The organism is Nocardia vulneris (assembly GCF_001613425.1).
GTDB lineage: Bacteria > Actinomycetota > Actinomycetes > Mycobacteriales > Mycobacteriaceae > Nocardia > Nocardia vulneris.
In genome coordinates this window covers 461,167-487,753 of sequence record NZ_BDCI01000023.1, presented here as the reverse complement: position 1 = coordinate 487,753, position 26,587 = coordinate 461,167, and the positions used below count along the sequence as shown (strand labels likewise).

Sequence of the window (26,587 nt, the reverse complement as noted above, 5' to 3'; positions counted from 1 at the left end):
TGTTCTCCTGCCTGGCACCGCAATGCGGTGCGTCACTGCCACATCCGTCGCATGACCAACATCCCCAGGTCCGAGTCGTCGAGGACCTCGGTGTCGCCGATGCGGCGATCGGCGTCCTCGGCGATGGCGCGCAGGGTGTTGGTGAAAGCGGACTCGATGATCTGAACGTCGTTGTCGTCGAAGGAGTCCTCGGCGTAGAAGACGACGACCTGAAGGGGTTCACCGGGGAACAGCAGGTCCGCGGGGAAGATCATGATCAGCAGCGCGTTGTCGGTGGCGCCGCGGCCTTCGAACGACACCAGCTCCAGGTGCTCTTCGCCGAGCAGCCGCACCAGTTCGTCGCGACCCGACGGATAGGACTGGAACACGAACATGCTGTCGAACAGCCTGCGCGCGCCCGCGGCCCGATTCGCCGAGGTGAGGCGATACTGCTGGAATTCCATGAGCTCGGCCCGGCGGCGCTGCACGTCGGTGAGCCGGTCCCGCCAGCTCTGCCCGGCGGGTAGCTCGATGGCGACCGGAACGGTGTTCACGAAGCAGCCGATCGCGTTGTCGACCTCGTCCAGATCGGCCGGGCGTCCCGAGACCACCTCGCCGAAAACCGCTGCGTCGCCGCCGGTCACGTAGCGCAGCACGTTGGCCCAGGCCAGCTGGCAGATCGCGCTGAAGGTGGTGCCGACCGTCGCGGCCAGCTCGGTCAACGCCTCGGCGACCCCGGCGTCGACCGGGAAGCGGTGCGCCACCGGCACTTTCGAACCGCCCGGCACCCGGTTCGGCGCGACCACGCAGGGCTGCACATCGGCCAAGTACTCGTTCCACACAGCCTCGGTCGCCTCTTCGCGGTCCTCGGTGAGCCGCAGGAACTCGGCGAAAGTGGCCGGGTTGCCCAAAGGTTCGGCGGTGCCGCCACTGGCGTAGTCCGCGAAGATCTCGCGCGGCAGCAGCTGACCCGACCAGCCGTCGGTGAGGATGTGATGCGAGGCGAGCACCAGCATGTGCTCCCCCGCCGGCAGATGCACCACCGTCGCCCGCATCAACGGACCGCGCGACAGATCGAACACCCCCGCCTGATCGGCGTCGAGGAATTCCAGCAGCCGCTCCTGGGCATCCGGCTTCGACGCGAAATCGACCTCCTCGACCAGGAATTCCATCCGCTCGGCGACGACGGCGTACGGCTGCCCGGCATGGGAGACCGAAATGGCGACGCGCAGATTCGGATACCGATTCAGCACGTTGTTCAGCGAACGGGTCAGCCGCGCCACGTCGAGCGCGCCGCGCACGGTGATGGTGGTCTGCACCGTGTAGGCGTCGCGTCCCGCGCTGCTGATCGCCGTGAAATACAGCCCGGCCTGAAGGGGCGCAAGGGGATACACGTCGGCGTAGCGGCCGTAGAGCGACTGCCAGCGGTCGAGATCGAGCTGCGTCACGTCGCGGGCCAGGACGTCGCTCGGGGTCAAGCGTCGTGTGGGATCCTCGCGCACGGTCTTCGCCAGCTCGCGCAGCGCGCCGGTCCACAGATCGGCCAGTTCCCGTACGTCCGGCTCGGACAACGGGCCCGACGGGTAGCGGAACGACGCCCGCAGCACCGGATCGTCGTTGTCCAGCAACGCGACGGTGTTGATGTCGAGCAGCGCGGGCGCGGGCATGGTCGCGTCGGCGTGGCCGCCCAGGTAGCCGAATTCCGGTGCGGCGTCCCATTCCTGGATCTCGCCCGCCGCGTCGGGAACGGCGAACCGGCCCATGTAGTTGAAGCTGAGCTGCGGCACCGCGGCGGCGGCCAGTTGCGGTGCGGTGTCGGTGTTGAGCCGCCGCAGCAGGCCCCAGCCGATGCCGGAATCGGGTACCGCGCGCAATTGCTCCTTGACGGCCTTGACCGCACCGACCATGTCCGGCTCGGCCGCGACGGTGAGCGCGACCGGATACGCCGTGGTGAACCAGCCGACGGCATTCGCGAGATCGACTCCGGCGAACAGAGTTTCGACGCGACCGTGCCGCTCCATGGTGAGCTTGACCGCGTCTGCGTCCCGCTCGCGCGCCTGCCGGAACCGCCGGGTCGCCACGGCCAGGGCGGCCACCTGGATGTCGAGGAAGTCGCAGCCGAAGGCCTGCGCCGCGGTGGTCATCAGGTAGTGCGTGTCGGCGGTGTCCAGCTCCGCGGTGACCTCGCGCACGGTCGCCACGGTGTCCGCGGCGGCATCGAACGCGCGGTCGCCGAGCAGCGGGTCGGCGCTGTCCGCGATCGCCTGCCACCACGGCAAGGTCTCGACCGTCGAGTCGGCCTGGGCCAGCTGGACCAGCCCGGTATTCCAGGCCTGCACCGACGTACCCAGGTCGGTGGCCGAAAGTTCTTCACCCGCCCAGAGTCTGCGCAGGTCCTCGTGGATGACGCGCCACGAGACGCCGTCGACCACGAGGTGGTGCAGCACCAGCAGCAAGCGTCCGGCGGTGCGATCGTCGGTGTGCACCCAGGCCGCGCCGACCATCCGGCCCGCCGCGGGATCCAGCTCCTCGGCGATCCGGCGCAGTTGCTCGTTCAGGACCTCGGTCGCACTCGATTGCCATGCCGCACCGTCGATTTCGACATCGTGCAGGCTGGGCCGGGCGAACGGCTCATCCGCGTGCGGCACGTAGTACGCGGTCCGGCCGTCCGGTCCGGCCGCCAGGCGGGCGCGCAGCAGCGGATGCCGGTCGACCAGCCCGTCGAGCAGTGCGCCGAGCCGCTCGGGCGTGCTGCCCGCCGGGGTCACCACGGCCGTCGCCTGGCTGTAGGCGGCGTAGTCGGTGCTCTGTTCGGTCAGCAGGGTCGCGATCGGGTTGAGCGGAATCCAGCCGGTGCCGTCGCCGGATTCGACCAGTGCGGGCGCACTCGACAGGTCGATCGGCGCGGTGGCGGCCGCGATGAGCGCGATGGTGCGGGCCGCGAACAGCGCACTGGTACTGATCAGCAGACCACGCTTCTTGAGCGCCGAAGCCATCCGGATCGCACTGATGGAATCGCCGCCGAGCGCCAGGAAATCGTCGTCGGCGGCCAACTCGACCTGCGCGGTGAGCCCGAGCACCTGCCGGATCACCTCGGCGACCGTCTGCTCGGCCGGATCACGCAGCGCCCGGCCGCGGCCGGTGTCGCCGCCGAGATCCGGCACCGGAAGCGCCCTGCGGTCCAGCTTTCCGTTCGCGGTGAGCGGCAGCGCCGTCAATTTCACCAGCGCCGTGGGGATCATGTATTCGGGCAGCCGATCGGCCAGGAAAACCCTGATGTCCCCGGCATTCTCGGCCTCGGTGCCGGACTCGAACGCCGATCCGGCCTCGGGCACGTAGTAGGCGACCAGTGCCGCGTCGCTGTCGCGGTTGATCGCGACCGCCGCGGCCGCGGCGATGCCCGGCACCTGGCGCAGCACCGAGCCGACTTCGCCGAGTTCGATGCGGTGACCGCGCACCTTGACCTGATCGTCGATCCGGCCGAGGTACTCCATACTGCCGCTGGGATGCCAGCGCACCACGTCGCCGGTGCGGTACATCCGCGCGCCGGGTTCGTCGGCGAACGGGCAGGCGACGAAGGTCGCCGCGCTCAGATCGGATCGATGGTGGTAGCCCTGGGCGAGTTGCACTCCGCCCAAATACAATTCACCGGTCACCCCGGGCGGCACCTGCCGCAGCCGATCGTCGAGCACGTAGACCGTCGAATTCCATTCCGGCTGGCCGATCAGCGCCGAGCGGAACTCCGCGGGCTTTGCCAGTGCGCCCGCGAAGTTCTCGTGCATCAGGTCCATGGCGGCCTCGGTCGGCCCGTAGAGGCCCAGGACGGTGCCGCCGAACACCCGGCTCGCCTCCGCCACCAGCGGTGGCGGTACCGCCTCGCCGCCGAGGTAGACGAAGCGCATGGACTGCAGGCGGGCCGGATCGGGCTCGGCGTCGAGGAAGGCCCGGGTCACGCTGGGCACCAACGAGATCTGGGTGATCTGGTGCCGATCGATGATGCCCGCCAGCGCCTCCACATCGGCCTGCCACCAATCCGGCGGCGGCAGCACCGTGGCCGAGCCGGTGCACAGCGCGTTGACCAGTTCGAAGACCGAGACGTCGAAGCCGATCGGCGCCTTCTGCAGGATGCGCTCGGCGCCGAAGCCCAGGTAGTCGCACATCCACTGGACGTGGTTGACGACGCCGCGGTGGTGGTTCACCACGCCTTTGGGCCTGCCGGTGGTGCCCGAGGTGTACAGCAGGTAGGCGGCGTCGAACGGATGGATCGGGCGCACGAGTTCGTCGGGCCGGATCGCGCTGTCGTCGAGCTGCGCGGCGGCCGCGCGCTCGGCCTCGTCGGCGAGGTCCAGGACCGGCACTCCCGCAATGCATTCCGGATCGAGCAGTCGCTCGGGACGCGCCGAACGAACCAGCAGGGTGGGTTTCGCGTCGCCGAGCATGAACTCGATCCGATCGGCGGGGTAGCTCGGATCGATCGGGACGTAGACGGCGCCGGTGCGCAGCACCGCCGCGAACACCACGGGGAGCCATTCGCTGCGCTCGGCGAAGACACCGACCCGATCGCCCGCGCGCACCCCACGTTCGAGCAGCCGCCGGGCGAAACGGTTCACCCGCGCGTCGAATTCGGTGTAGGTCAGCTCCAGCTCGCCGAAGATCACCGCGACCCGATCGGGGTACCGCTGCGCGGATTCACGAATCATCGCGTCGATGCTGTCCGCCGCGATCGGCACCGCACCACCGCGCGACCAGCTCTGTACCGCGGCGCGGTCCGCCGCGCTGAGTACGAGCAACTCGTCCACCCGGCGGTCCGCCGCGGCGGCGGCCAGCGTCTGGTCGATGTAGTCGTGCAGCCGCTCGATCGTCGACTCGTCGAAAAGATCGGTCCGATAGGTGATCTGCACATCGACCCGGTCGCCGTGCAGGAAGGCTTCCACGGCGATCGGCAGCAGCGACGCGCCGTGGTCGGCCAGCTGCCAGCTGGTGACCGCGCCGGGCAGCTGTGGTCCGTCGATCTGCTGATCCAGGAACAGCACCATGGTGTCGAACAGCGCGGAGCCCACGTTGCCGGTCGCGCGGTTGACCGCGCGCACCACGCCCTCCTGCGGGAAGTTCTTGTGCCGGAACGCTTCCGTGGTCACCGCACGCACATAGCCGACCAGCTCGGCGAAGGTGCCGCTCGAGCCCGCGCCCTCCCCCAGCGGGTTCAACCGCAGCGGGAGCATGTTGCTGAAATTGCCGATCAGCAGTTCCATGCCGGATTCTTCACGGTTGGCGACCGTGGTCCCGATCACGATGTCGGCTTGACCGGTAACCTGGCGCAGCGCAACGTAATACGCGGCGAGGAACACCGAGAACGGCGTTGTGCGCAGCGCGGCGCCGAGGTTGCGCAGGTTGGCGTCCGCCGCCGCACCGAGCAGGCGGTCGAGACGGCTACCCGTTTCGGTGACCAGCGCGGGCCGCCGGTTGTACGGTAGCGGCAGCTCGGGCACCTCGCCGTCGAAGCGGCTCGCCCAGAACTCGCTGTCCGCACGGTGATCGGCGGTCTCGAAGCGGTCCTGCTCCCACTCCGCGAAGTCGGCGACCTGGCGGCGCAGCGGCTCGACGGTGATCGAACCGGTCAACGCCTCGCGATAGAACCGCTCGACGTCCTTCGACAGCGCGGGCAGAGTCATGCCGTCCCAGGCGATGTGCTGGATCACGACGATGACGACCAGCCTGCGCGCGTCGACCCGTACGAAATCGAGCCGCATGGACGACTCGTTCGACAGGTCGAAGGTCTCGTGCGCGGCCGCCGCGACCCGAGCGTCGAGGCTGCGCTGCGCTTCCTCGGCCACCAGACCGGTCAGGTCGAATTCGCGGACCCGGGGCGCGAGTTCGGGATGAATGCGCTGGTACGGGTTGCCGTGCTCGTCATTGTGGTAGGTGGTGCGCAGCACCTCGTGCCGCTGCACCAGGGCCAGAAATGCTTGCCGCAGTGCGTCGTCGACGACCTCGCCCTCGAAGGTCAGCGCCAGACACAGGTTGTACGCGGTGCTGTCCGGCGAGATCTGCTGGTGTGCCCACACATAGCGCTGGCCGAAGGACATGGCCGCACGGGACGGGTCCCGGCGTTGCGGCACGGTGGGGGTGCCCGCCAGGCCCTCGGCGGCGAGCCTCGCCCGCATCGCTTCCTGCAGGTCTTCCAGCGATCGCATCTACGTCAAACCAATCTGTTCTCGAAACAACCGGTGCGGCAACACATTCCGCGCTACACCAGGGCCGCCGGCGTGGGCAGGTCGATCTCGGCCAGCTCGAGCAGGATTCGCGCCACCTGGACCAGCCGGTCCGGTGCCGGCTCGGCGGCGAGCAGACCCGCGCTGATCCGGCGCACCGTGCGACCTTCGAGCACGCCGGTGACGCCGAACCCCTGCACCGCGAGCAGCCCGCGGATCTGACCGGTGAGCGTGGTCGCCAGGATCGAGTTGCCGCCGACGTCGAAGAAGTCGGCTTCGACGCCGAGCCGATCGACGCCGAGCACCTGGGCGGTGATGTATTCGACCGCGGCTTCGACCTCGTTCGCCGGTGGCACATAGACATTGCGGGTGTCGGCGTCATCGGCGAACCGGGCACCCACCGCCGCGCGGTCGAGCTTGCCGTTGGCGGTCAGCGGGATCGCGTCGAGCACCTCGACGACCTCGGGAATCATGTAGCCGGGCAGCAGTTCTCGCAGTTGCTCGGCGAGTTCGGCGGGCTCGACCGGCGCGGCGGCGGTCACCGCGGCGGCGAGCCGGCCGGAGGGCGTGATCAGCGCGACGGCCTCGCGGACCGCGGCGAGCCCGTGCAGCGCCGACTCGACCTCGCCGAGTTCGACCCGATAGCCGCGAATCTTGACCTGATGGTCGGCGCGGCCGAGGAAATCGACGGTGCCGTCGGGCAGGTAGCGGGCCAGATCGCCGGTGCGGTACCAGCGCACGCCGTCGACCTGGACGAAGCGGTCCGCCGTGCGTCGCGGGTCGCCGCGGTAGCCGTCGGCGACACTCGTGCCGCCGATCCAGAGTTCACCGAGCACCCAGTCCGGGCAATCCTCGCCACGCTCGTTCACCACCCGCAACTGCACGTTGGCCAGCGGCGTGCCGTAGGGCACGTTGACCCACGCGGCCGGGAAATCGTCGGTGACCTCACAGACGGTGGAGTGGATCGCGGTCTCGGTGGTGCCGCCGAGGCCGACGAAGCGCAAGCCCGGCACCAGCGCGCGCATCCGCTGTGCGAGTTCGGTGTTCACCTTGTCACCGCCGGTCAGCACCAGCCGCAGGGACCGCAGCTGCTCGGGCGCGGCGAGATCGAGCAGCATGCCGATCAGGCCCGGCGCGCAATTGAGCACGGTCACACCGGCCTCCGCGATGAGGGTGGCCCACGCGGCGGCGTCGCGCTCGGTCTCCGCGTCGACACAGGCGAGCGCCCCGCCCAGCGACAACGGCGCGAAGATGTCGTACACCGAGAGGTCGAAGCTCAAGGCGGACAACCCGATCAGCCGATCGTCCGGCCCGAGATCGAAACGGGCGCCGATCGCGTCGATGGTGTTGGCGGCCGCACGGTGACTCACCTCGACCCCCTTGGGCTCACCGGTCGATCCGGAGGTGAACAGCACGTAGGCGACCGCGTCCGGCGTCGTGGCCACCGGCCGGTCCAGGCCGGGCCCGGCCAGCGCGTCGGTGAGCGCGATTCCGGTCACCGGATCGGGCAGGGTCTGGGCATCGTCGACGATCGCGACCCGCACGCCACCGCGCGCGAGGATCCGATCCCGGCGCGCACTCGGCTGATCGACGCCGATCGGCAGGTAGGCCGCGCCCGCGGCGAGCACACCGAGCACAGCGGGAATTTGCCGGTGCCCCTTCGGCACCACCACGGCCACGGTGTCGCCGGAGGTGACCCCGGCATCGGCGAGTGCACGGGCGACCGCGAGCGCCTGGGTGGCCAGTTCCCCGTAGCCGGCCGACCCGCCGTCGCGCCAGCGCAGCGCGACGCGGTCCGGATGCTGTTGCGCGAGTGCGAAGAACGCGTCGTGCAGGGTGCGCGCGCTCAGCTCGGCGGCGGTGTCGTTGGCCGAGTCACGCACCGCGCGTTGCGGTTGCGGCAGCGGCAGTGCCAGCTCGGCGGACCAGTCCGCGTCCGGCCGCACGAGTGCGGTGAGCGTGTCGCGGAATTCGGCGAACATCGCCGCCGCGACGCCCGCGGGCAACGCGTCGCGGCGGATGTCCCAGTTGACGAGCAAGCCGCCGGCGAGCTCGACGACCTGCGCGTCCAAGTCGACCTGCGGTCCCTGCGAGAGGATCCAGACCGGCTCGCCGAACACGCGTGTGACGCGCTCGGAGAACAACTCTCCCAGATCCAGGCCCGAGGTGAACACCACCGACGGGGTGACCGGCGCGCCGCGCAGCCTGCCCAGATCGCGCAGTACGTCCAAGCCCTCGTAGCCGGAGTGCACGGCCGAGGTGTGCAGTTCGCGCTGCAATCGCTTCGCCCGCGCCACCATCGATTCGGTGGTGCGCGCGTCGACGTCGACCAGCACGGAGTTGGTGAAATCGCCTACCACGCGGTCGATGTCGTCGTGCAGCGGCTCGCGCGCGAACAACGGCAGGTTCAGCAGGAAGCGCTGCTGCGCCGACCAGCGCGCGATGGCCTCGCTGAACACGGTGGCCAGCGCGACGGCGGGCGTCACGCCGTTGCCGTGCGCGTACTGCTGCAGCCGCGCCTTCTCCCCGGCGTCGAACCAGTGGTGCAGGCGGATGCTGCGCGACGGGTCCGGCCGTTCGTTCTCCGGCACCACCGGCAGCGACGGGATATCGGGCAGCGTCGGCGCCTTCTGCGCCCACCACTGCGCGTCGGCGGAATTGTCCGGGGCGGTGCGCGCTTTGGCGGCGAGGTAATCGCGGAAGGTGAAACCGAGCGGCTCGAGTGCGTCGTCGTCGGCTTCGTAGAGCGTGGCGAGGTCGTCCAGGATGCGCCGGTAGCTCTGGGCGTCGGCGGCCACCATGTCTACGTCGAGGTGCAGGCGATGCGCGCCGTCGGGCAGCACAGTCACCGCGATGTCCACCACCTGGCCCGCCGCGACGTCCATGCGCTGGTGGCTCTTGTCCTGGCGGATGCCGTCGAGCGCGGCCTCGACCTCGGCCGCGGCGTGCGCGCTCAGGTCGAGGGTGTGACAGACCGGCACCAACGGCGCAGGCAGGATCCGCTGCGTACCGCTGTCCAGGAACTGGGCTCGCAGCATGGCGTGGTGCGCGACCAGACGTTCGGCCGCGCGCCGCATCCGATCGGCCTGCAGGCCACGGCCGTCGAATTCGACGTAGAGGTGTGCCGCGACCCCGCCGAGCCGCTGATCTTGCCGACGGCCCACCCAGTAGGCATGCTGCATCGTCGCCAACGCGAATTCGTCCGTCTCGGTGGCGGTTTCGGCGGCCGGAGCGGGCGCGGGCGCGATCTCCTCGACCGCCTGGCTCACTCCCAGCAACTCCGCCCAGCCGGCGATCGTCGGATTCAGCGCGAGGGCCGAACTACGCACCTCGTAGCCCTGTTTGCGCCATTTGGCGGCCAGGTGCATGAGCTTCATCGAATGCATGCCCAGGCTCACCAGATCGTCGTCGTAACCCACCGTTTCGGGTGCTACGCCGAGATCCGCCGCCACCATGTCGCGCAGTTCAGCCTTGCCGAACATCAGACTCCTCACCAGCCGAGAAACAGCCCATCGGACCGCAGAGGCAAGCCTTGCCTAACCTCAAGGCATCGTAACCCACGGAGGGCGCCCAGAGGCAGAGTGTGGTTTGCCTAACCTATTTGCTATGTCTAGTCACCGGCACATAGCCGGTTACCGGCTCACCCAGCGGTGAGTTCGGTCAGTACCGCGGCCCAACGGTCGACCCGGACATCGGTGTCCGCTTCGTCCAGAACCGCCGAATTCACGTCGAATTGGGCGACCAGCGACGGCCTGCCGTCGCGCGGCACGACCGCCGTCATCACGTCGACGGTGAACCGCACCGGCAGATCCGGGTGACCCGCGATACCGAACTCCGCGGTGAATTCCGCCAGCGGTGCGGGTGACCACGGTCCCGAACCGAAGCTCAGCACGTCGAACCGGCCCAGATGATTGAGCCGCAGTTGGCCGCGCGCCGCGAGTGTGCGCTCGTCCAACGGCAGCGGCCCCGCACCCGGCGTCCAGCCGCCGAGGTCGGTCACCGGCACCAGGACCGTCTCCTCCACCGTGAACCACCCGACCTGGCGGGTGTCGTCCTCGGCGGGCCTGCCGTGCGACTCCCTGGTCAGGGCGACTCGGCCCGCGGCGTCGGCACTGTCGGCGAAGGTGCGCGCGCAGGCCAGCATCAGCATGTCCTCCAACGGGATCCCGGTCTCGGCGCACCGGGCGAGGAATCGCTCGGTGGGCTCGGGTCCGAGCTCGCGCACCCGCTGGATCACCTTGCCCGCGCGGTCGGTCGCGGGATCGGCGAACCGGCCGCCGAGGGCGGTACCGAGAATCGGCAGCGGCGCGGCCGGCGCCGAGGTCGGATCCGCTTCGCGGGGTTGCTCGTTCAGCGGAAGTTCGCCCTGTTCGAGCCTGCGCAGGTCATCGACCAGGATCAACCAGGAGACCACGTCGACGGCGAGGTGATGGATGGACAGCAGCAGCCGGCGCCGACCCGGCCCGCCGTCCAGCACGGTAGCGGCGAGCATGCGGCCCGCCGCCGGATCGAGCCGGTCCACGGTCTCGGCCAGGCACGCCACGGGGTCCGCCGCGGTGTCGCTGACCACTGCCGAACACGTTGCCGCGTCGATGGATTCCTCGACGATCAGCACCGGGGTGTCGTGCGTTTCGGTGTCGAGGCGCGAACGCAGGGTCGGGTGCGCCGCGGCCAAGGCTCGTACCCGTGCCACGACCAGTTCGACCGTCGCGTCGTCGGGCAGCGTGATCACCTGGCTCTGCGCGAGGTAGCGATAGTCACCGTTGGCGATGATCTCGTGCGCCAGCGCGGTGAGCGGAAGGACGGTGCCCGCGGGCGTGTGCGCGGCCTCGGCGACGTCGCCCGTCGCGGTGTCCAGCGTGTTCGCGAGTTCGCGCAGATCCCCAGCGGCGACAACGTCTTTCGCGGTGACTCGGTAGCCCGCACCGCGCAGCCGGGACACCAGATCGATGATGCCGATGCTGTCGATGCCCAGGTCGGCCAGATTGTCCAGCACGCCGACCGCCGCCGTACGCCCCTCGCCCATCGCGGCGATCAGCCCGAGCAGGGTCCGCTCGGTCTCGGTGGCGGGCTCGGCCACCACGGCATCGGTGACCGGTGCGTGCAGCAGCGCCGTCGCGGCGTGGACATCGAGTTTGTCGTTGCGGTTCAACGGGATCTGTTCGACGTGCACGATCCGGGTCGGCACCAGGAAGCGGGGCAGGCGCTGCGCGAGGGCGGCGCGGATCTCGGCAACGGACAGCTCGGCGACCACCAGGGCGCCCAGCCGGGTCCGGCCGTTCTCCACGAAAGCCAGTGCGGCGGCGTGCGTTACGCCGTCGAGTTCGCGCAGCACGACCGTCGCCTCGTCGGGCTCGACCCGGTAACCGTTGATCTTGACCTGGCTGTCGATGCGACCTTCGTAGACCACCGTGCCCGCGGCCGTCCGGCGCACCAGATCGCCGGTGCGGTAGCGCCTTGCGCTCCCGCCGGCGACGAAGGCGGCCGCCGTGGTGGCCGGCCTGCCGAGATAGCCGAGCGCGAGTTGCGCACCGGAGAGGTACAACTCGCCGTGACCGCCCGGCGGCACCGGACGCAGACGATGGTCGAGCACCTCGGCCGACAGGTTGTCGAAGGTGCGCCCGATCGTCGGCGCCGCGTGCTCGTGCACGTCGGCCATCAGGGCTTCCACCGTGGTCTCGGTCGGGCCGTAGAAGTTGATGACCCGGGTGGTCGGCAGCCGGCGCAGCCGCGTCCAGGTGTCCTGGCTGATCGCCTCACCACCCAGCGCGAGCACCAGCAGCGGGCAGGACTCCCCTGCGGGCTCGGCCGGGCCGGGTCGCGGGGTGAACAGGCCGGCCGCGATCAACCGGTTCAACATCGACGGCGAGGTGTCGAAGATGTCGATGCGCTGCTGCTCGATCGCCGCGACGATCTGCTCCGCGTCGGTGCGTACCTTGTCCCCGAGCAAGACGACCGCGTGCCCGCTGAGCAGCGCGACCGTCGGCTGCCAGGCGGCGTCGAAACCGGTCGACCAGCCGTGCCCGATCCGCAGCTGCCGCCCGGACTGCGCGGCGAGCGGCGCGAAGATCCGGCGCTCGTGGTTCGACCAGTGATTCAGCAGCGCACCGTGCGGAACCACCACCCCTTTCGGGCGGCCCGTGGTGCCGGAGGTGAACACCACATAGCAGGGCGCGTTCCGATCCTGCTGCGGCACCGGCACATTCGCCTCGACGGGGCCGGACGCACCGAGCACCCGCAGCACACCGCGGGCGTCCGGTACCGCGTGCACGAACTCACGTCCCTGCTCACGGACGAGCCGCAAGGTGTCGGCCAGCGATTCGTCGCCGAGCACGACGCCGACGTTCGCCACCTCGAACATGTAGGCCAGCCGGTCCGCGGGCGTCGCGGGGTCCACGTGCACGCACAGCGCACCGGCGAGGCCGATCGCGAACGGCGCGTGCAACACTCGGCGATCGCGGGGCAGTACGACCGCCACCGCGGCGCCGGGCCGCACCCCCGCAGTGCGCAGTCCGGCAGCCAAAGTCTGTACGGCCGAACCGAATTCCGCGAAGGACTGCGCCCCGGCCGCATCGATCACGGCTACCTGTTCGCCGGCTCGATCCGCGGCGGCGAGCAGAGCCGCGGGCACCGAGGCGTACGGCACCGGCGGCTGCGGCGCGACGGTCAGCGCGGCGGGTTCGCCGGCGAGCAGAAGGTCGATATCGCAACCGCGCTCGGCGTCGACCAGCCGCCGGATGACCGCGAGCACCCGGCGCGCCAGCTGATCCGGATCGAATCGGTCCACCAGGTCGGGGCGGATTTCGACCCGGGTGATGAGCCGCTGGTCCTCCAGCACCGGCACCACCGCGATCGGATAGTGGCTGGGTGAATCGATCCGGCGCGGCCGCATCGTGGCGCCACCCGTCAACTGCATCGAGGTGGTGATCTCGCCGAGCGGAGTGTTCTCGAAGACCAGCAGCGTGTCGAAAAGCTGTCCCACGTCGGCGTGTTTGGTGATCTCGGCGATGCCCAGGTATTCGTGCGCCCGCAGCTGCGCCACGGTGCGTTGCAGCTCGGCACCGATCCGCGCGGGCGAGCGCTCGTCCATCCGCACCCGCACCGGAATGGTGGTGACGAGCGCGCCGACCAGCCGATCGGCGTGGGGCAGCGACGCGTCGCGCCCGGAGGTGGTTTGCCCGAACACCACGTCGTCACGTCCGGTGAGGCCGGAAAGCACCCGGGCCCAGGCCATCTGGCACACGGTGTTCATGGTGATGCCCTGGGAACGGGCCCAGTCGGCGACCAGTTCGGTTTCCGCGCGGTCGAATTCGGCGGTGCCGAGCACCGGGATGTCGCCCGGTGCGGGCGGCGCGAGCATCGGCATCGGCGACAGCCCGGCGAGCGCCTCGGTCCAGGCCGCGATGGAGGCCGCGGTGTCGCGGCCGGCCAACCAGGCCGCGTGCTCGCGCAGCGGCGGGGCGGGCGGCAGCGCCGATCCGCCACCGCCGTACAACGCGATCAGATCGGCGAAGATCAACGGGATGGACCAGCCGTCGACCACGATGTGGTGTGCGGTACAGATCAATTCGTAGGAGTGCTCGGCGACCCGCGCCACGGTCACCCGGAAGAGCGGACCGTTGTCCAGGTCGATGCGCACCCGGCCTTCGTCCCAATAGAGCTGCTGGGCGGCGGCTTCCGGGTCCGCGGTCTCGCGCAGATCCACCTCGCGCCAGCCGATCCGCCCGTCCGAGGTGATCACCAGCACCGGGTGCGGCAGGCCGTCGGTCAGCACGGCCGCGCCCAGGTGCGGATAGCGTTGCAGCACTGCGTCGAACGCCGCCCGCAGACCGGGAAGGTCGGCCAGGTCGTCGATCCGCGCGGCGAATGTCACCAGGTACGGATCGACCTCGCCCGACATGGTGCTGACCGAATAGAGGCCACGCTGCAGCGGCGACAGCGCGACGACGTCGAGGATCTCGGTGCTCACTTCGCGCCGAATTTCTTGCCGAGCGCCGCCAGCGCGGCGGGATCCAAGCCGGACGCACTCATCGGCGCCGCGGCAGCCGGAGCGGGCGCCGCCGCGGCGGGCTCGCCCTCGGCCAGCTGCGTGGCGAGTTCGTGCACCGTCGGGAAGGCGAAAACGGTTTGCACGTCGAGCACGTAGCCCTGCTCGGCCAGGTCGGTGACCAGGCGCAGCGCGGCGATCGAGTCGCCGCCGAGCGAGAAGAAGGTGTCCGCGCGGCCGACCTCGTCGTCCTCGTCGAGCTCGAGCACCTTCCGGATCGCCGCCGCCACAACGCGTTCGGCGTCGGTCTGCGGTGCGCCGCCGAGCCCGGGGCCGCCCGCGAGATCACCGGCCGCGCCCGGCTCGGTGAACAGTGCCGTGTCGATCGCCACGTCGGTGCCATCGACCCATGCCGCGCAACGGCTTTCGAGATGGGCGGCGAGATCGTCGAGCGCGCGGCGGCCTGACAGGGCCGGGAACTCGAGGGTGACGGTGGCGCCGTCGGGGTCGATCGCGATATCCACGACGAGGTCGACCCCGTACGGGCGGGCGGTGCGGCGGTGCAGTTCGCGCACCGTGTATTCGCCCGTGCTGAGCGCGATCGGCCCATCTGCCCGCACCCCGACGAGCACCTGGAAGAGCGCGCCGGTCACCACCGCGCCGGTGCCCTTCAGCTGATGGGTGAGCCGTTCGATCCTGGTCTGCGCGTGCGCCCGGGCCTCGGTGGCGCAGGCCGCGGTCGCGCCGACGAGTTCCCGAGGGGTGCCCGTCCGCACCGAATCCAGCCGCAACACCAGCTGATTGGCGGTATTGCCGAGTACTGTGCCCTGCTGCGCGGGCTCCAGCACACCCACCGGCACATCGTCGCCGAGACCCGCTTCGCTGAGCGCCCTGGCCACGAGCGCGGCGAAGACCACGGTCGCGTCGTGCTCGCCACGCAAGGCGTCGAACGCGGGCCGCGGCAGACGGAAGGACCGGCGCGGGCCTTCCGCGCCGGGCTCATCGTCGAGGATCGGGGTCGCGCGGTCGGGCAGATCCGCGAGGCGCGCCGTCCAGTAGGCCAGGTCCGGGTCGTCGGCGGCGGTGCCGCCCAGCGCTTTCAGTTGCGCCGCGACCAGGCTGCGGTACTGCGCCGCGGCGGGCTCGGCCTGGCCGTGCTCGTAGGCCGCGAAGAGCCCGGCCGCCAGCAGATCCACCGTGCGGTCGTCGGCGGCGACCGGATGCACCGTGATCGAAACGACAGCGCGGTCGGGCAATGCATAGCGCCGCAGCCGGATCGGCAGGTCGTGCACCAGGTCGAAGCGGTGCACCGCGTCCGAGCGCAGCGCGGAGTCCAGTCCGTCCTGCTCGATGCGGACGGTCTCGACCACGGTGTCCGGCACGGCCACCACGCGCTGATAGGGCACGCGGCGGTCGTCAGGGAAGACCGTGCGCAGAATCTCGTGCTCGGTCAGCATCGCGATGGCCGCCTGCTCGAACGCCTCGTCGTCCAGATCGCCGGTGACCTCCAGCGCGACGAACAGATTCGCGGCGGCGGTGCGCCGCAGGCGTTCCGGCAGCAGCACGGCCTGCTGCGCGAGTGACAGCGGGGTGCCACGATCACCAGTGGTGGTGGCCCTGTGCACGTTTCGCACCAGCGAATCCGACATGTTCGATCCTTCCGAGCACCGCAGCAATCACCTGGGAAACCGCCGCGGCCACTATCTACCGATCAACCAATCGGGGGTGGACAGCACGTAGCTACCCACCCCCGGATTAAAGTTAGCCTATCCTAAACCAGCTGTGGTCAGCGGACCAGCCGTGCCTACTTGCTCACAGCCGCGAACGTCGGATCCAGCTTGTCCAGCACGAAAGGCACCGACAGCGGTGTCGGGGTATTGATCGCGCTGATCGTCGTCACGTCGACGAACGCGATGCCGTTGCGCTGCACCGACGGCAACGCGTCGTAGCCGGGCAGCCGCTTGAACTTCTCCTCGAACGCGGGCAGCGCGCCACAGACCAGCATGTCGGAGGTCAAGTCGCCCAACCGTTCCGGCGACAGCGCCAGCCGGCCGCCGGCGGGCGCCTCCTGCGCGATCTTCTCGGGGATCGACATGCCGAGCCGATTGAACAGCGTGGCCGAGCCGTCCTTCGGGTCGGCCAGCACCATCAACTGCGCGGGGCCGGTCAGCATGCAGGTGAGGAAGGTCTTGCCGCGCAAGCCCGGATACCGGTGCGCCACCCCGTCGATCCGCCCGTTGACGTCGGCGACCACCTTGTCCGCGTCGGCCTGCCGGTGCAGCACCTTGCCGAGCGTCGCGAGCTGATCCGACCACTGGTCGACCTGCGCGTTGGGCGTCACCGGTCCGATGGTCGGCGCCAGTTTGGACAACTTCTCGTACATCGCCTTGTCGACCATGAAGCCGGGCACCAGGATCAGGTCCGGTTCCAGCGCGGCGATCTGCTCCACCACGTCGGAACCCATGCTGAGCACCTTGGCCTCGTTCAGCGAATCCGGCACCCACGGCACCTTCGACTTGCTGCCCATCGAGACGTTGTCCGCGTAGCCGACCGGTGTCACACCCAGCGCCAACGTGGCGTCGAGCCACTGGTTGCCCAGGGTGACGATGCGCTTCGGGGTGCCGCTGACGGCGGTCTCACCCAGCGAATGCGTGATCGTCACCGCACCGGACGCGTCGTCGCTCTTGTCGTCGGAACCACAGGCGGCGGACGTCAGCAGCAGACCCACCGCGAGCACCGCGACAGCGCGGCCGACCATGCCGCGACCCCGTCCCGCCGTTCTTCGGCCCAGCTTCATTCCGTCACTCCTCATATCCGATCCTTGCCGCAAAAAGGTAAGGCTAAGCAAACACCAGCCAACCATCGTCGGTCCAGGATGCACGATCGCCGGTGCGCACCAGCAACCCCGGTGCGAACGGGTCGGCCAGGAACGGGCCGGCCGCCGCGTCACCCACCCGGCCCAGTGCCGCGCCGCCGACGAAGACCTCGCCGAGCACCCCGGGGCGGACCGGCCTGCCGCGCTCGTCGAGCACCAGCACCCGGGCGCCGGGAATCGGGCGCACCCGCCCGGTGCCGTCCAGCGGTCCGCGCGCCACCGCGCCCACATACTCCGGCACCGCGTAGGCCACGGTACCGACCGAGCCCGGTGCCGCCGTCGCGAGCAACGCGGGAAGCGTTGGCGCAGTGTCGGTTCCGGTGAGATCCCAGCGACAGACCGTCGCGGCGGCCGCCCGCGCGATCCCGGCCGCGGTGCCGACCTCGGTGACGACATGGGTCACCGCGAATTCCGGGATCAGCGCCGCCAATTCGGCGGGATCGGACCATTGCGCCGGTGTGGCGACGATCAACTGCGCGCCATCGGCCAGGGCCGCGAACAGTTCGACCGCCGCACGCGCATCGATGCGGCGCACCGCGAGCAGTCGCACATCCCGTGCGTGGTAGGCCGGGTCGGCGTTTCGGCATCGCCGGTCCGCGGCCACCGCACGACGATCCGCGACCGCCACCGCCAAGGCCGCGACGGGCGGCAGGACGCAGGCCTGCGCACCCGATTCCGCCTCGGCATCGAGCAGCGTCGTGACCAAACGCACCAGGCGCTCGGCCACGTCGTCGGTCGGCGCGAGTTCGTCGGGGCGACCGGCAGCCAAGCGGGCGAACAACTCGCCGTAGGTCAACGACTTTGTGCCGCAACGGATCGCAGGACGGCTACTGGGGAAGCTGTGACCGCCGCGGATGACCTCGGCCAGGTCGGGCACATCGGCGAGGTCGACGCCGGTGGACCACTCGCCGAGCACGCGCTCGCGTTCTGCGGCGGTCAATTCCTCCGGCGCAGCAACGGGAGTCGCCTCGATGAGCGCGGCCAGCCCGGCCACCGTCGGATTGTCGAAAACCACCCGCACGTCGATCTCCACCCCGAATTCGGCACGCAGCCGCGGCACCAACCGGTTGGCCAGCAAAGAATGCCCGCCGAGGTCGAAGAACGAGTCGTCGGCGCCGACCCGGTCCATGCCGAAGATCTCCTGATACAGCTCGACGAGCCGAATCTCGGTGGCGGTGCCCGGTTCTCGATAACCGTGCGCGATCCGGACCGGCTCCGGCAGCGCGTCGCGATCGAGCTTGCCGTGCTTGGTCAGCGGGATCTCGTCGATCAGCATGAACGCCGCGGGCACCATGTATTCGGGCAGGCTCGCGGCGGCCCGCGCCCGCACCTGGTCGAGGTCGAGGTCATCGGCGGCGGGCACCACGTAGGCCGCGAGCATGGTCCCGATCGAGCGGTCGGCCACCGCGACCACCGCACAGTGCCCGACGCCGGGATGCGCCGCGATGGTGGCCTCCACCTCGCCGAGTTCGATGCGGAACCCGCGCACCTTCACCTGCGCGTCGGCGCGGCCGACGAATTCGAGCACGCCGTCGGCCCCGCGCCGGGCCAGATCGCCGGTGCGGTACAGCCGCGCGCCCGGCAGGAACGGATCGGCGACGAAACGGTCCGCGGTCGGTCCCGCCCGATGCAGATACCCCCGCGCCAATTGCGCTCCCCCCAAATAGATTTCCCCGACGACGCCGTGCGGCACCAGCTGCAATCGCTCGTCGAGCAGGTAGCAGTACACGTTGCGGTTCGGCACGCCGATCGGCACGATCCGGGTGCCCTGCGGACCGTCGACAGGCATATGCGTCGCGGAGACCACCGCTTCGGTCGGACCGTAGTGGTTGCGCAGTTCGGCGTCGAAGACCCCCGCGAAGCGATCGGCCACCTCACCGAGCAACGCCTCGCCGCCGACCGGAACATGGCGCAGCGCACGCCATTCGCTCACCTCGGGCAGCAGCAGGAAGGTGCTCAGCGTCGACGGCACCATGTGCAGCACGGTGATCCCGCAGCGGGTGATCAGGTCGGCGACGTACGGGATGTCGCGGAACGCGGCGGGCTTCGGAATCACCAGGCACGCACCGACAGTCAAGGTGACGAAGATGTCCAGCAGCGACGCGTCGAAGCTCACCGGCGACGACTGCAACAGCCGGTCCTCGGCCGTCATCCCCCATTCCGCGCGGAAGCCGTCCAGGTGCTCGGCGATCGCCGCGTGCGAAACCGCTACGCCCTTGGGCTTTCCGGTCGATCCCGAGGTGTAGATGAGGTAGGCGAGATTGCCGGGGCGCAGCGGGCGCACCCGTTCCGGATCGGCCGGATCGTGATCGGGCAATCCGACCGCGGACTCTTCCGCGGCCACCAACTCGACCATGCCGAAAACCAGCCGCGGGCGGGCGTCTCGGTAGAACTCCTCGATGCGCTCGTCCGGGTCGGCCGGATCGATCGGCAGGTAGGCGCCACCGGCTTTGAGCACCGCCAGCACCGCGACCACGAACTCGACCGAATTGCCCAGGCGCAGCGCGACCGCGTCCTCGGGACCGATCCCCTGCCCGATCAGCCAGTGCGCCAATCGATTCGCGCGACGATTGAGCTGGTCGTAGGACAGTGCCACGTCGTCGGCACCGTCATGGCGCGGCACCAGCACCGCCGCTGCGCCGGGCGTGGCCGCGACGGCACGTTCGAACAGCGCGACCATCGTGCTCGCCGGGGTGTCCACCAGCAGGCCGTGCGACTGTGCCAGCAGTCGCGAACGGTCCTGCGGGCCATACATATCCAGCTCACCGACGCGTGCACCCGGCGCGGCCAGCGCGCTGCCGAGCAGCCGGACGTAGTGCGTGAGCAATTGCTCGACCAGCCCGTGTTCGACCTCGTCGGTCCAGTACTCGGCCTCGAGGTGGACACCGTGCACGTCGAACACGGCGGTGACCCGCAACGGCACCTGCGGCACCGAGCGGCCGAGGTCCAGTCCGGTGGCGGTGATGCCGTCGAACTCGAATCCGCGGGGCGCCTCACGCACGCCGAAGCCGACCCGTAGCAGCTGTTCCAGGCCGTCGCGGCCGTTGCCGCGGTCCGGGTTGATCTCGCGGATCACCCGGTCGATGCCGACCTCCTGGTGCGCGAACGCCGCGGCACAGGTGTCCCGTACGTCCGCGGCGAACTCCGTGAAGGTGTCGCCGGGCCGGACCGCCGCACGCAGCAGCACCGTGTTGCCGAAGTACCCGATCACCGAGACCGCGGACGCATCCCGGGTGGACACGGGCACTGAGACGAGGAAATCCGTTGCCGCCGTGTAGCGGTGGATCAGCGCGTGGAACGCGGCGAGCGCCACCGCGAACGGCGTCGAGTCGTGTGCGCCCGCGAACGCGTATACCCGCGCGAGTAGCTCGGGCGGTACCGCGAGCACGCTGCGCCCGGTCCGGCGGTTCTCGGTATCCGCGACGATCGGCTTGCCCGGCAGCTCGAGCGGCTCGGGCAGCGGACGCAGGGTGCGGCGCCAGTAGTCGACCGCCGCGTCCGCGGGTGTGCCGGTCGCCTCGCCGAGCACGGCGACATCCACGAACTGGGTGCCGGGACCGGCGAGCGGCTCGGCGCCGTTGTACGCGGCGTTCAGTTCGGTGCGCAGCACACTCCACGAGTCGTCGTCCCAGCAGATGGTATGCGCGACCAGGATGAAGACGAACTCCTCGGCGCCGGTGCGCACCAGGGTGCAGCGCAGCGGCGCCTCGGCGGCCAGGTCGAAGGGACGGCCGAATTCGCGGCGCGCCAATACTTCCGAGCGCCGGGCCCGGCTCGGTTCGGCCAGCTCCGACAGGTCGTGTTCCTGCCAGGACGGCTGTACGTCCGGTCGCACGGCCTGAAACGGTTCGCCGTCGGCGGCCAGACCGTACGTGGTGTGCAGAATGTCGTGCCGCGCGACGACCGCGCTGAGCGCGGCCCGTAACCGGGGCACGACCAACGGACCGGTCAAACGGTACGCGACACAGATATTGAGGGTGGTGTCCGCGGGATCGCGGGTCTGCAGGAACCAGGCCCGGCGCTGCGCGGCCGACAGCGGATACCGCGCACCCTCGCTGATTTCGTGCGATGGCCGATCGGATCGACTGTCCCGCAGGCGGTTCGGGGTGTTGGCAATGGTCGACATGATTCCTTCACCCCCCGGTTGAGCGTCGCTTCCCGGCTCGCGGTCCGAGCCGCGAGCACCCCCCACCCAACCGTCAGCCGGCGACCGGCTCCGGCGTGGCGGTGAGATAGCCTCCGCGCCTGAAGAATTCGGCGCCGTCGTGCTCCACGCCGTCGGCCGTGCGCACCCGGGTCAGCACCAGACCGCGATTGCGGCCGCGCACCGGATCCGGTCCGCACACCACGGCGCCGCCACCCTCCTGCACGATGACGCGCCCCGCGGTGCCGCCGTAGCAGGCCGCGGACACCGACGCCGAGAGCACCTCGATCCGCTCGCCCCGGTAGTAGGCGAACGCCCGCGGGTACGGCTCGGAGAGAGCGCGCACGAAACGCTCCAGATCGACTGCGCTCCACTGCCAATCGATCTGGCTGTCCCGGTCGGAACGCTTGTGGAAGTAGGTCCGTTCGGCCTTGTTCTGCGGACGCCAGACGGCGGTACCGGACTCGAGCAGGCTCAGGGCCTCGTGCACCGCGCCCGGGATGAGTTCCATGCCGGCCAGCACGAGTTCGGTTCCGGTGGCATCCGGCGGAATCGGCAGCGAGCGCTGCACCAGGATGTCGCCGGTGTCCAACTGCTCGTCTATCCGGTGCACGGTGAGCCCGAACTCCGACTCGCCGCTGATCAGCGCCCACAGCACGGGCGAGAACCCGGTGAACTTCGGCAGCAGCGAATCGTGCAGGTTGAGCGTCCCGTGCGGCGGCAGGGCGTAGAGCTCGGCGGGCATCCAGGTGTACCAGCTGTTCACCACGATGACATCGGGCTCGGCCCGCTTGACCAGATCGATGGTCGCGGCATCGGCGCGCTCGGTCAGATGCACCGGAACGCCGTGCTCGCGGGCGAGCTCCTCGACCGAATCCGACCAGATCGCCTTATAGGACTGTGCGCTGGCCGGGTGGGTCACCGCGAGCACCACCTCGTGCTCCGAATCGAGCAGCGCCTGCAGGGTTTTGCGGCCCCAGGTCTGGAAGCCGAACGACACGATGCGCATGAACCGAACCTCATTCTCGAAATAAGTAAGGCTAGCCTAGCCTATTGGTTACCTGCCGTGTTGCCGACTGCGGTATCGCCGCGGATCGAGCAGGGGCCGAGGCGAGCACGCGATCGGACAGTTCGCCGAGGCAGCTGAGGTTCGGAAATCCCGGGCCCTGCGCGAGGCCCGCGAGATTGGGCAGGTAAAGCTTGGTTTCGAGCCCGGAGATCGCCAGATCGTGACCGATCGAAGCCTCGATTCGCGCCTGCGTGATCGGTCCGCCGATGGCCAGTTCGACCAGATCCGCCGCGTCCGAATCGAACAACTCGAGAAACCACAGCGGTTGCCCGCCGGTTGCGTCGACCACGAGATCGAAGGTGTGCACCTGATCCGGACGCAGATCGTTACGCAGGGTGAGCGCGACCCCCTCCCCCTGCTCGGCCACCCGCATCACCCGCCCTTGCAGATGATGAACCCGGCTGTCGCCCAACAGGTTCTCCTGCACGCGCACCGAGAAGACGCCGCGATCCGTGCGCCGCACGACATCGCGTCGCTCCTGAATGCTCAGCGCCCGCCACTTCGCCGGGTCGCTGTAGAGCGAGTTCTCGAAGTAACTTTCGCCACGGGTATAGATGGTGGCCGCCGGTGAGATCACCGACACCGTGAGTACGTCGTGGCGCACCAGCTCGTCCATCGCCGAGCCCGCGGTCTCGCCGCCGCCGATCACCGCGGCCCGCGACGAGGCCGGCAGCCTGCGCTTACCCGCGAGATCCCAGAAGTCCGCGATGCTCAGCACTTTCGGATGATCGGCCAGCGCGCGGCGCGAATGCCCGGGGCCGGTGATCATCAAGCGGTCCGCATCGATCTCGCTGACCGCACCGTCCGCGTCGGCCACTGAGACCGTCCAGCCGTCGGCGGCCGCGGAGATCTTGCGGACCGAACCGAGCACCAGCTCCAGCTCGGTCTTGCGGACCACCCACTGCAGGTACTTCGCCCAGACGTGGTGGTGCGGACTGGGCCGCCCACGATCCACCCATTCGGCATAGGTGCCGCGCTCGACCAGGAACGAGGTCCAGCTGAACGCCATCATCGCCTCGTTGATCGCGTGGTTGTGGCCGCGCGCCCAGGTCGAGTGATACGGGAAGCCCACGTCCTTCTCCGGACTGGTGCCGAGCCGGTGCTGGCCGTCGGTCCAGCCGCCGCTGGGCAACCAGTTGCCGCCCACCGCATGCGATTCCACGACGATGACCTGGGGTGCGGGCAGATCCAACGCACGAAGCACATGCGCTTTCGCTGCCACAGCCATCGCCTTCGGACCAGCGCCGACCACGAGAAGTCTGTCCACCGGTGCTCCCATCTGTGATTCCAGCCACCTCGCAGCTATCGGATCGGGCCGTCAGCTGCGATGACGGTCGATACGGCCAGTCGACCGCACGACGTCGGGCGGGTGGCCCGCCCTAATATGCATAGGCTTACCTTATATTTATGGGCAGTGCCAGCACTGTGGCGAAGAACCCAGGCGCGGCACCACCACGCCCCAAAGGAATGGAAACGCAGATGATCAAGCGCAATGCCCGCGTGACTACCGCAGCAATCGCCCTCACCGCCGCCGCCCTCGGCGCCTTCGGCACGGTGGCCGCCGCCGCTCCCGCAATCGCAGCGCCGTCCATCGTGCGCACCGCCGCGCCATCGGCGGGCGAGCTCCAGTCCAAGCTCTCGCTCGTGTTGAACTCCGGCGCTTCGCGTTCCGCGCGCGCGGCCGAACTAGAGGGCGGCGAGGCCGACCTCGCGGTGATCGAGCGAGTCGGCGGTGTCATGGGCAGCGTGCCCGGCCTGACCTGGGCGGTGCAGAACGCGAACGCCGCGGGCGAGACCCTCAATGCCGACCTGATGGTGACCGTGCCCGGCTACGGCACCTTCCCGCCGATCCAGATCGCCTGGCGGCAGATCGACGGCACCTGGAAGCTGACCAGCGAGTCCGTCGACACCATCGCGTACTACGCCGGGCAGCAGCGCTGATCGCGTAGCGCCGCAACGACATCGGGCTCCGTGCCGCGCACGGGGCCCGATGCACCCCGCCCACCACGAGACTTTCGACTTTACTTAGGCTAGCCTTAGCCGCATGGGTAAAGGAGCCAACGGTCTCATCCTGAAGGCGTGGCGGGCGGACGACTATCGCTTCCGGGTCACCTCGACCGAGAGCATCACGGACAAATACCAGCGCATCGGCTTCACCGCCGGTGGCCTGCTGGCGAACCACCCCGTGCACCCCACGCAGTGGGTCAGGCTGTGGATCCCCGACGCCGAAAGCGACAGGCTGCACCAGCGCGGCTACACCCTGGTCGATCAAGATCCCGAGAACGACCACTTCTACATCGAATTCGCGCTGCACAGCGGTCCGGCCAGCGCCTGGGCACAGCGCGCCGCGGTCGGCGACGAGATCGAGGCCTGCGTGCTCGGCTCGAATTTCCGGCTGCCCGAGGCGACACCGAGCGAATACATCGTCTTCGGCGACACCGCCTCGCTGCCCGCGATCAACTCGCTGCTCGACGCGATCGGCGACACCCCGGCCCGGGTCTGGCTGGAATGGCAGTACGAATCCGACACCACCCTGCCCGTGCGCAACAAGCCGCATCACCAGGTCACCTGGGTGCAGCGCATCGACGACGGCCGCCTGCTGCGCGAACAGGCGCACGAGATGTCGTGCGCGAAGGACGCGTTCGGCTGGGTCACCTGCGACGGTCACACCACGCGGTCCATCGTCAAGACGCTCAAGACCACCCACCAGCTGCCCAAGACGGCGATCAAGTCGCAGGCCTACTGGAAGTAGCACACCGCTCCGCCGTCCGGCGGGGTTCGGTTCATCCCACGGGATGACTCGATAGCGACCTGCTGTAGACGCGCGATGACCTGCCTGTCGGCCAAGCTGGGACCCGGATGCACGACCGGTCCCGCGGGACCGGCACCGGAGCGGGAGGTCACCTGTCATGTCGATGCTGGACGCGCTGCTCGCCGTCGCCGCGTTCGCGTTCGCGGTGACGGCGATCGCCTCCCGGCGCCTCGCCCGCCGGATCGCTCCCTTCGCGCTGCCCGCCTTGCTGGCCGGGGGCGTGGCCCAGTGGCTGCGCGAAGGGTTCTACTGGCAGTTCGCACCGACCTATCTGCTCGTGGGTGCCGCCGCCGGACTCGTTGCCCGGCAGTCGTTCCGGCGTACGGACCGGCCGCGGACTCGAGGGGCGCTCGTCGCGCGTGTCGCGGTCGGACTCCTCGTAGTACCCGCGATGGCGGCCTGGGCGCTGCTGCCGGTGCCCGACCTGCCGCGGCCGAACGGACCGTACGCCGTGGGCACCGAGATCTTCCGCTGGGTCGATCCGGATCGGCCGGAGCCGAGTTCGGACACACCCGCCGACCGGCGCAATGTGGTGGTGCAGGCGTGGTATCCGGCCGATCCGGACGCACCGGGCCGGCCTTCGGCCTATCTCGACGGTCACGGCAGACTCCCCGATCGGATCTCCGTGCTGCCCAGCGCGCTGCTGCGCGGCTACGACCGGATCGAGACCCACGGCCGGCTCGAAGTGCCGGTCAGTCCGGCACGGGACCGCTGGCCGGCGGTGCTGTTCTCGCCGGGATACGGTGCGCCACGGGCCTTTTACACCGGGCTGCTCGCCGACCTGGCCAGTCGTGGATTCGTCGTGCTGGCCGTCGACCATCCGTACGAGTCCGCGGTCACCGAACTCGCCGACGGCACCCTCGCGACCCCGCGCGAACGCTTCCTCGACCACGATCCGGACCAAACCCGGTACATGACCGGGCAACTCGACGTCCGCACCGCCGATCTGCGCTTCGTGGTCGATCAGCTGAGCAAGCCCGAACGCCTGGGGCGGCGGCTCGGTGCGCACCTCGACACCGAACACATTGCGGCCATCGGCCATTCGTTCGGCGGTGCGGCCGCGGCCGCGGCGGTGGCGCACGACCCCCGGATCAAAGCGGGGTCGAACATCGACGGCACGCTGTACGGCACGCTCCCCGAACAGGCACTGGCCAAGCCGTTCCTGCTGCTGGAGAGCGACCACGAGGAGACCGGGCACAGCGTCGAGTATCTGGTCGGCAACCGGCGCCTGCTCGAACGGCTGCGGGCCGGCGGCTATCGCTACGAGATCGGGCAGGCGAATCACTACAGCTTCACCGACGTGCCGCGTTTCCTCGCCGACCCCGCCCGATTCCTGATGGCCCAGCTGATGGGCGGCTCCCGCGGGCCGCGCGAGACACAGCGCGCGACCAACGACATCCTGACCGCGTTCCTGCAGGCGCCACTGGGACTCGGCCAGGGCGACGTCGGCGCGGCCGCGGCCCACTACCGCAACATGCACGGCGGGCCGGTGCCGTAATGCCGACCAGG

General features: G+C 69.7%; 11 protein-coding genes. 3 read left to right on the top strand and 8 right to left on the bottom strand.

The window, feature by feature from the left end; translation table 11 throughout:
- Positions 1 to 32: 32 nt before the first annotated feature.
- The 8 genes from NVU01S_RS26540 to NVU01S_RS26505 all read right to left on the bottom strand — a co-directional run bounded on the left by NVU01S_RS26540 (position 33) and on the right by NVU01S_RS26505 (position 23,545).
- A complete protein-coding gene (locus NVU01S_RS26540; protein ID WP_043664441.1) occupies positions 33 to 6,173 on the bottom strand; it encodes a non-ribosomal peptide synthetase in 6,141 nt (2,046 codons plus the stop codon).
- 53 nt (positions 6,174 to 6,226) lie between these two features.
- A complete protein-coding gene (locus NVU01S_RS26535; RefSeq protein ID WP_043664443.1) occupies positions 6,227 to 9,673 on the bottom strand; it encodes a non-ribosomal peptide synthetase in 3,447 nt (1,148 codons plus the stop codon).
- Positions 9,674 to 9,831: 158 nt separating this feature from the next.
- On the bottom strand, positions 9,832 to 14,160 hold the full coding sequence (locus tag NVU01S_RS26530; protein ID WP_043664446.1) for a non-ribosomal peptide synthetase: 4,329 nt from the start codon (positions 14,158 to 14,160) through the stop codon (positions 9,832 to 9,834).
- The gene (locus NVU01S_RS26525) at positions 14,157 to 15,827 is read right to left on the bottom strand and encodes a condensation domain-containing protein (RefSeq protein ID WP_043664448.1); all 1,671 of its coding nucleotides are present in this window, start codon (positions 15,825 to 15,827) and stop codon (positions 14,157 to 14,159) included. The genes NVU01S_RS26530 and NVU01S_RS26525 overlap by 4 nt, the downstream gene beginning before the upstream one ends.
- Before the next feature lie 155 nt (positions 15,828 to 15,982).
- A complete protein-coding gene (locus NVU01S_RS26520; protein ID WP_244467107.1) occupies positions 15,983 to 16,990 on the bottom strand; it encodes an ABC transporter substrate-binding protein in 1,008 nt (335 codons plus the stop codon).
- 28 nt (positions 16,991 to 17,018) lie between these two features.
- Positions 17,019 to 21,179, bottom strand: a complete 4,161-nt coding sequence (locus tag NVU01S_RS26515) for a non-ribosomal peptide synthetase (protein WP_043664453.1) — start codon at positions 21,177 to 21,179, stop codon at positions 17,019 to 17,021.
- Between the two features lie 73 nt (positions 21,180 to 21,252).
- A complete protein-coding gene (locus tag NVU01S_RS26510) occupies positions 21,253 to 22,206 on the bottom strand; it encodes a methionyl-tRNA formyltransferase (RefSeq protein WP_043664456.1) in 954 nt (317 codons plus the stop codon).
- Positions 22,207 to 22,237: 31 nt separating this feature from the next.
- The gene (locus NVU01S_RS26505; RefSeq protein WP_043664458.1) at positions 22,238 to 23,545 is read right to left on the bottom strand and encodes a SidA/IucD/PvdA family monooxygenase; all 1,308 of its coding nucleotides are present in this window, start codon (positions 23,543 to 23,545) and stop codon (positions 22,238 to 22,240) included.
- Between the two features lie 221 nt (positions 23,546 to 23,766).
- On the opposite strand from NVU01S_RS26505, the gene NVU01S_RS26500 reads away from it, so the two are divergent.
- The 3 genes from NVU01S_RS26500 (at position 23,767) to NVU01S_RS26490 (ending at position 26,576) form a co-directional block, all read left to right on the top strand.
- Positions 23,767 to 24,207: an MTB12 C-terminal domain-containing protein gene (locus NVU01S_RS26500; protein WP_244467108.1), complete on the top strand. Its 441-nt coding sequence runs from the start codon at positions 23,767 to 23,769 to the stop codon at positions 24,205 to 24,207.
- Between the two features lie 103 nt (positions 24,208 to 24,310).
- Positions 24,311 to 25,018, top strand: a complete 708-nt coding sequence (locus NVU01S_RS26495; protein WP_043664461.1) for a siderophore-interacting protein — start codon at positions 24,311 to 24,313, stop codon at positions 25,016 to 25,018.
- 157 nt (positions 25,019 to 25,175) lie between these two features.
- Positions 25,176 to 26,576 (top strand): alpha/beta hydrolase family protein, encoded by a 1,401-nt coding sequence (locus NVU01S_RS26490; protein ID WP_043664463.1) that lies wholly within the window; start codon positions 25,176 to 25,178, stop codon positions 26,574 to 26,576.
- Positions 26,577 to 26,587: the final 11 nt, after the last annotated feature.

Bases quoted from the DNA above. Each gene is read 5' to 3' on its own strand.
- NVU01S_RS26540 (WP_043664441.1), bottom strand. From the start codon at position 6,173: ATGCGATCGCTGGAAGACCTGCAGGAAGCGATGCGGGCGAGGCTCGCC.
- NVU01S_RS26535 (WP_043664443.1), bottom strand. From the start codon at position 9,673: ATGTTCGGCAAGGCTGAACTGCGCGACATGGTGGCGGCGGATCTCGGC.
- NVU01S_RS26525 (WP_043664448.1), bottom strand. From the start codon at position 15,827: ATGTCGGATTCGCTGGTGCGAAACGTGCACAGGGCCACCACCACTGGT.
- NVU01S_RS26520 (WP_244467107.1), bottom strand. From the start codon at position 16,990: ATGAGGAGTGACGGAATGAAGCTGGGCCGAAGAACGGCGGGACGGGGT.
- NVU01S_RS26515 (WP_043664453.1), bottom strand. From the start codon at position 21,179: ATGTCGACCATTGCCAACACCCCGAACCGCCTGCGGGACAGTCGATCC.
- NVU01S_RS26510 (WP_043664456.1), bottom strand. From the start codon at position 22,206: ATGCGCATCGTGTCGTTCGGCTTCCAGACCTGGGGCCGCAAAACCCTG.
- NVU01S_RS26505 (WP_043664458.1), bottom strand. From the start codon at position 23,545: ATGGGAGCACCGGTGGACAGACTTCTCGTGGTCGGCGCTGGTCCGAAG.
- NVU01S_RS26495 (WP_043664461.1), top strand. From the start codon at position 24,311: ATGGGTAAAGGAGCCAACGGTCTCATCCTGAAGGCGTGGCGGGCGGAC.
- NVU01S_RS26490 (WP_043664463.1), top strand. From the start codon at position 25,176: ATGTCGATGCTGGACGCGCTGCTCGCCGTCGCCGCGTTCGCGTTCGCG.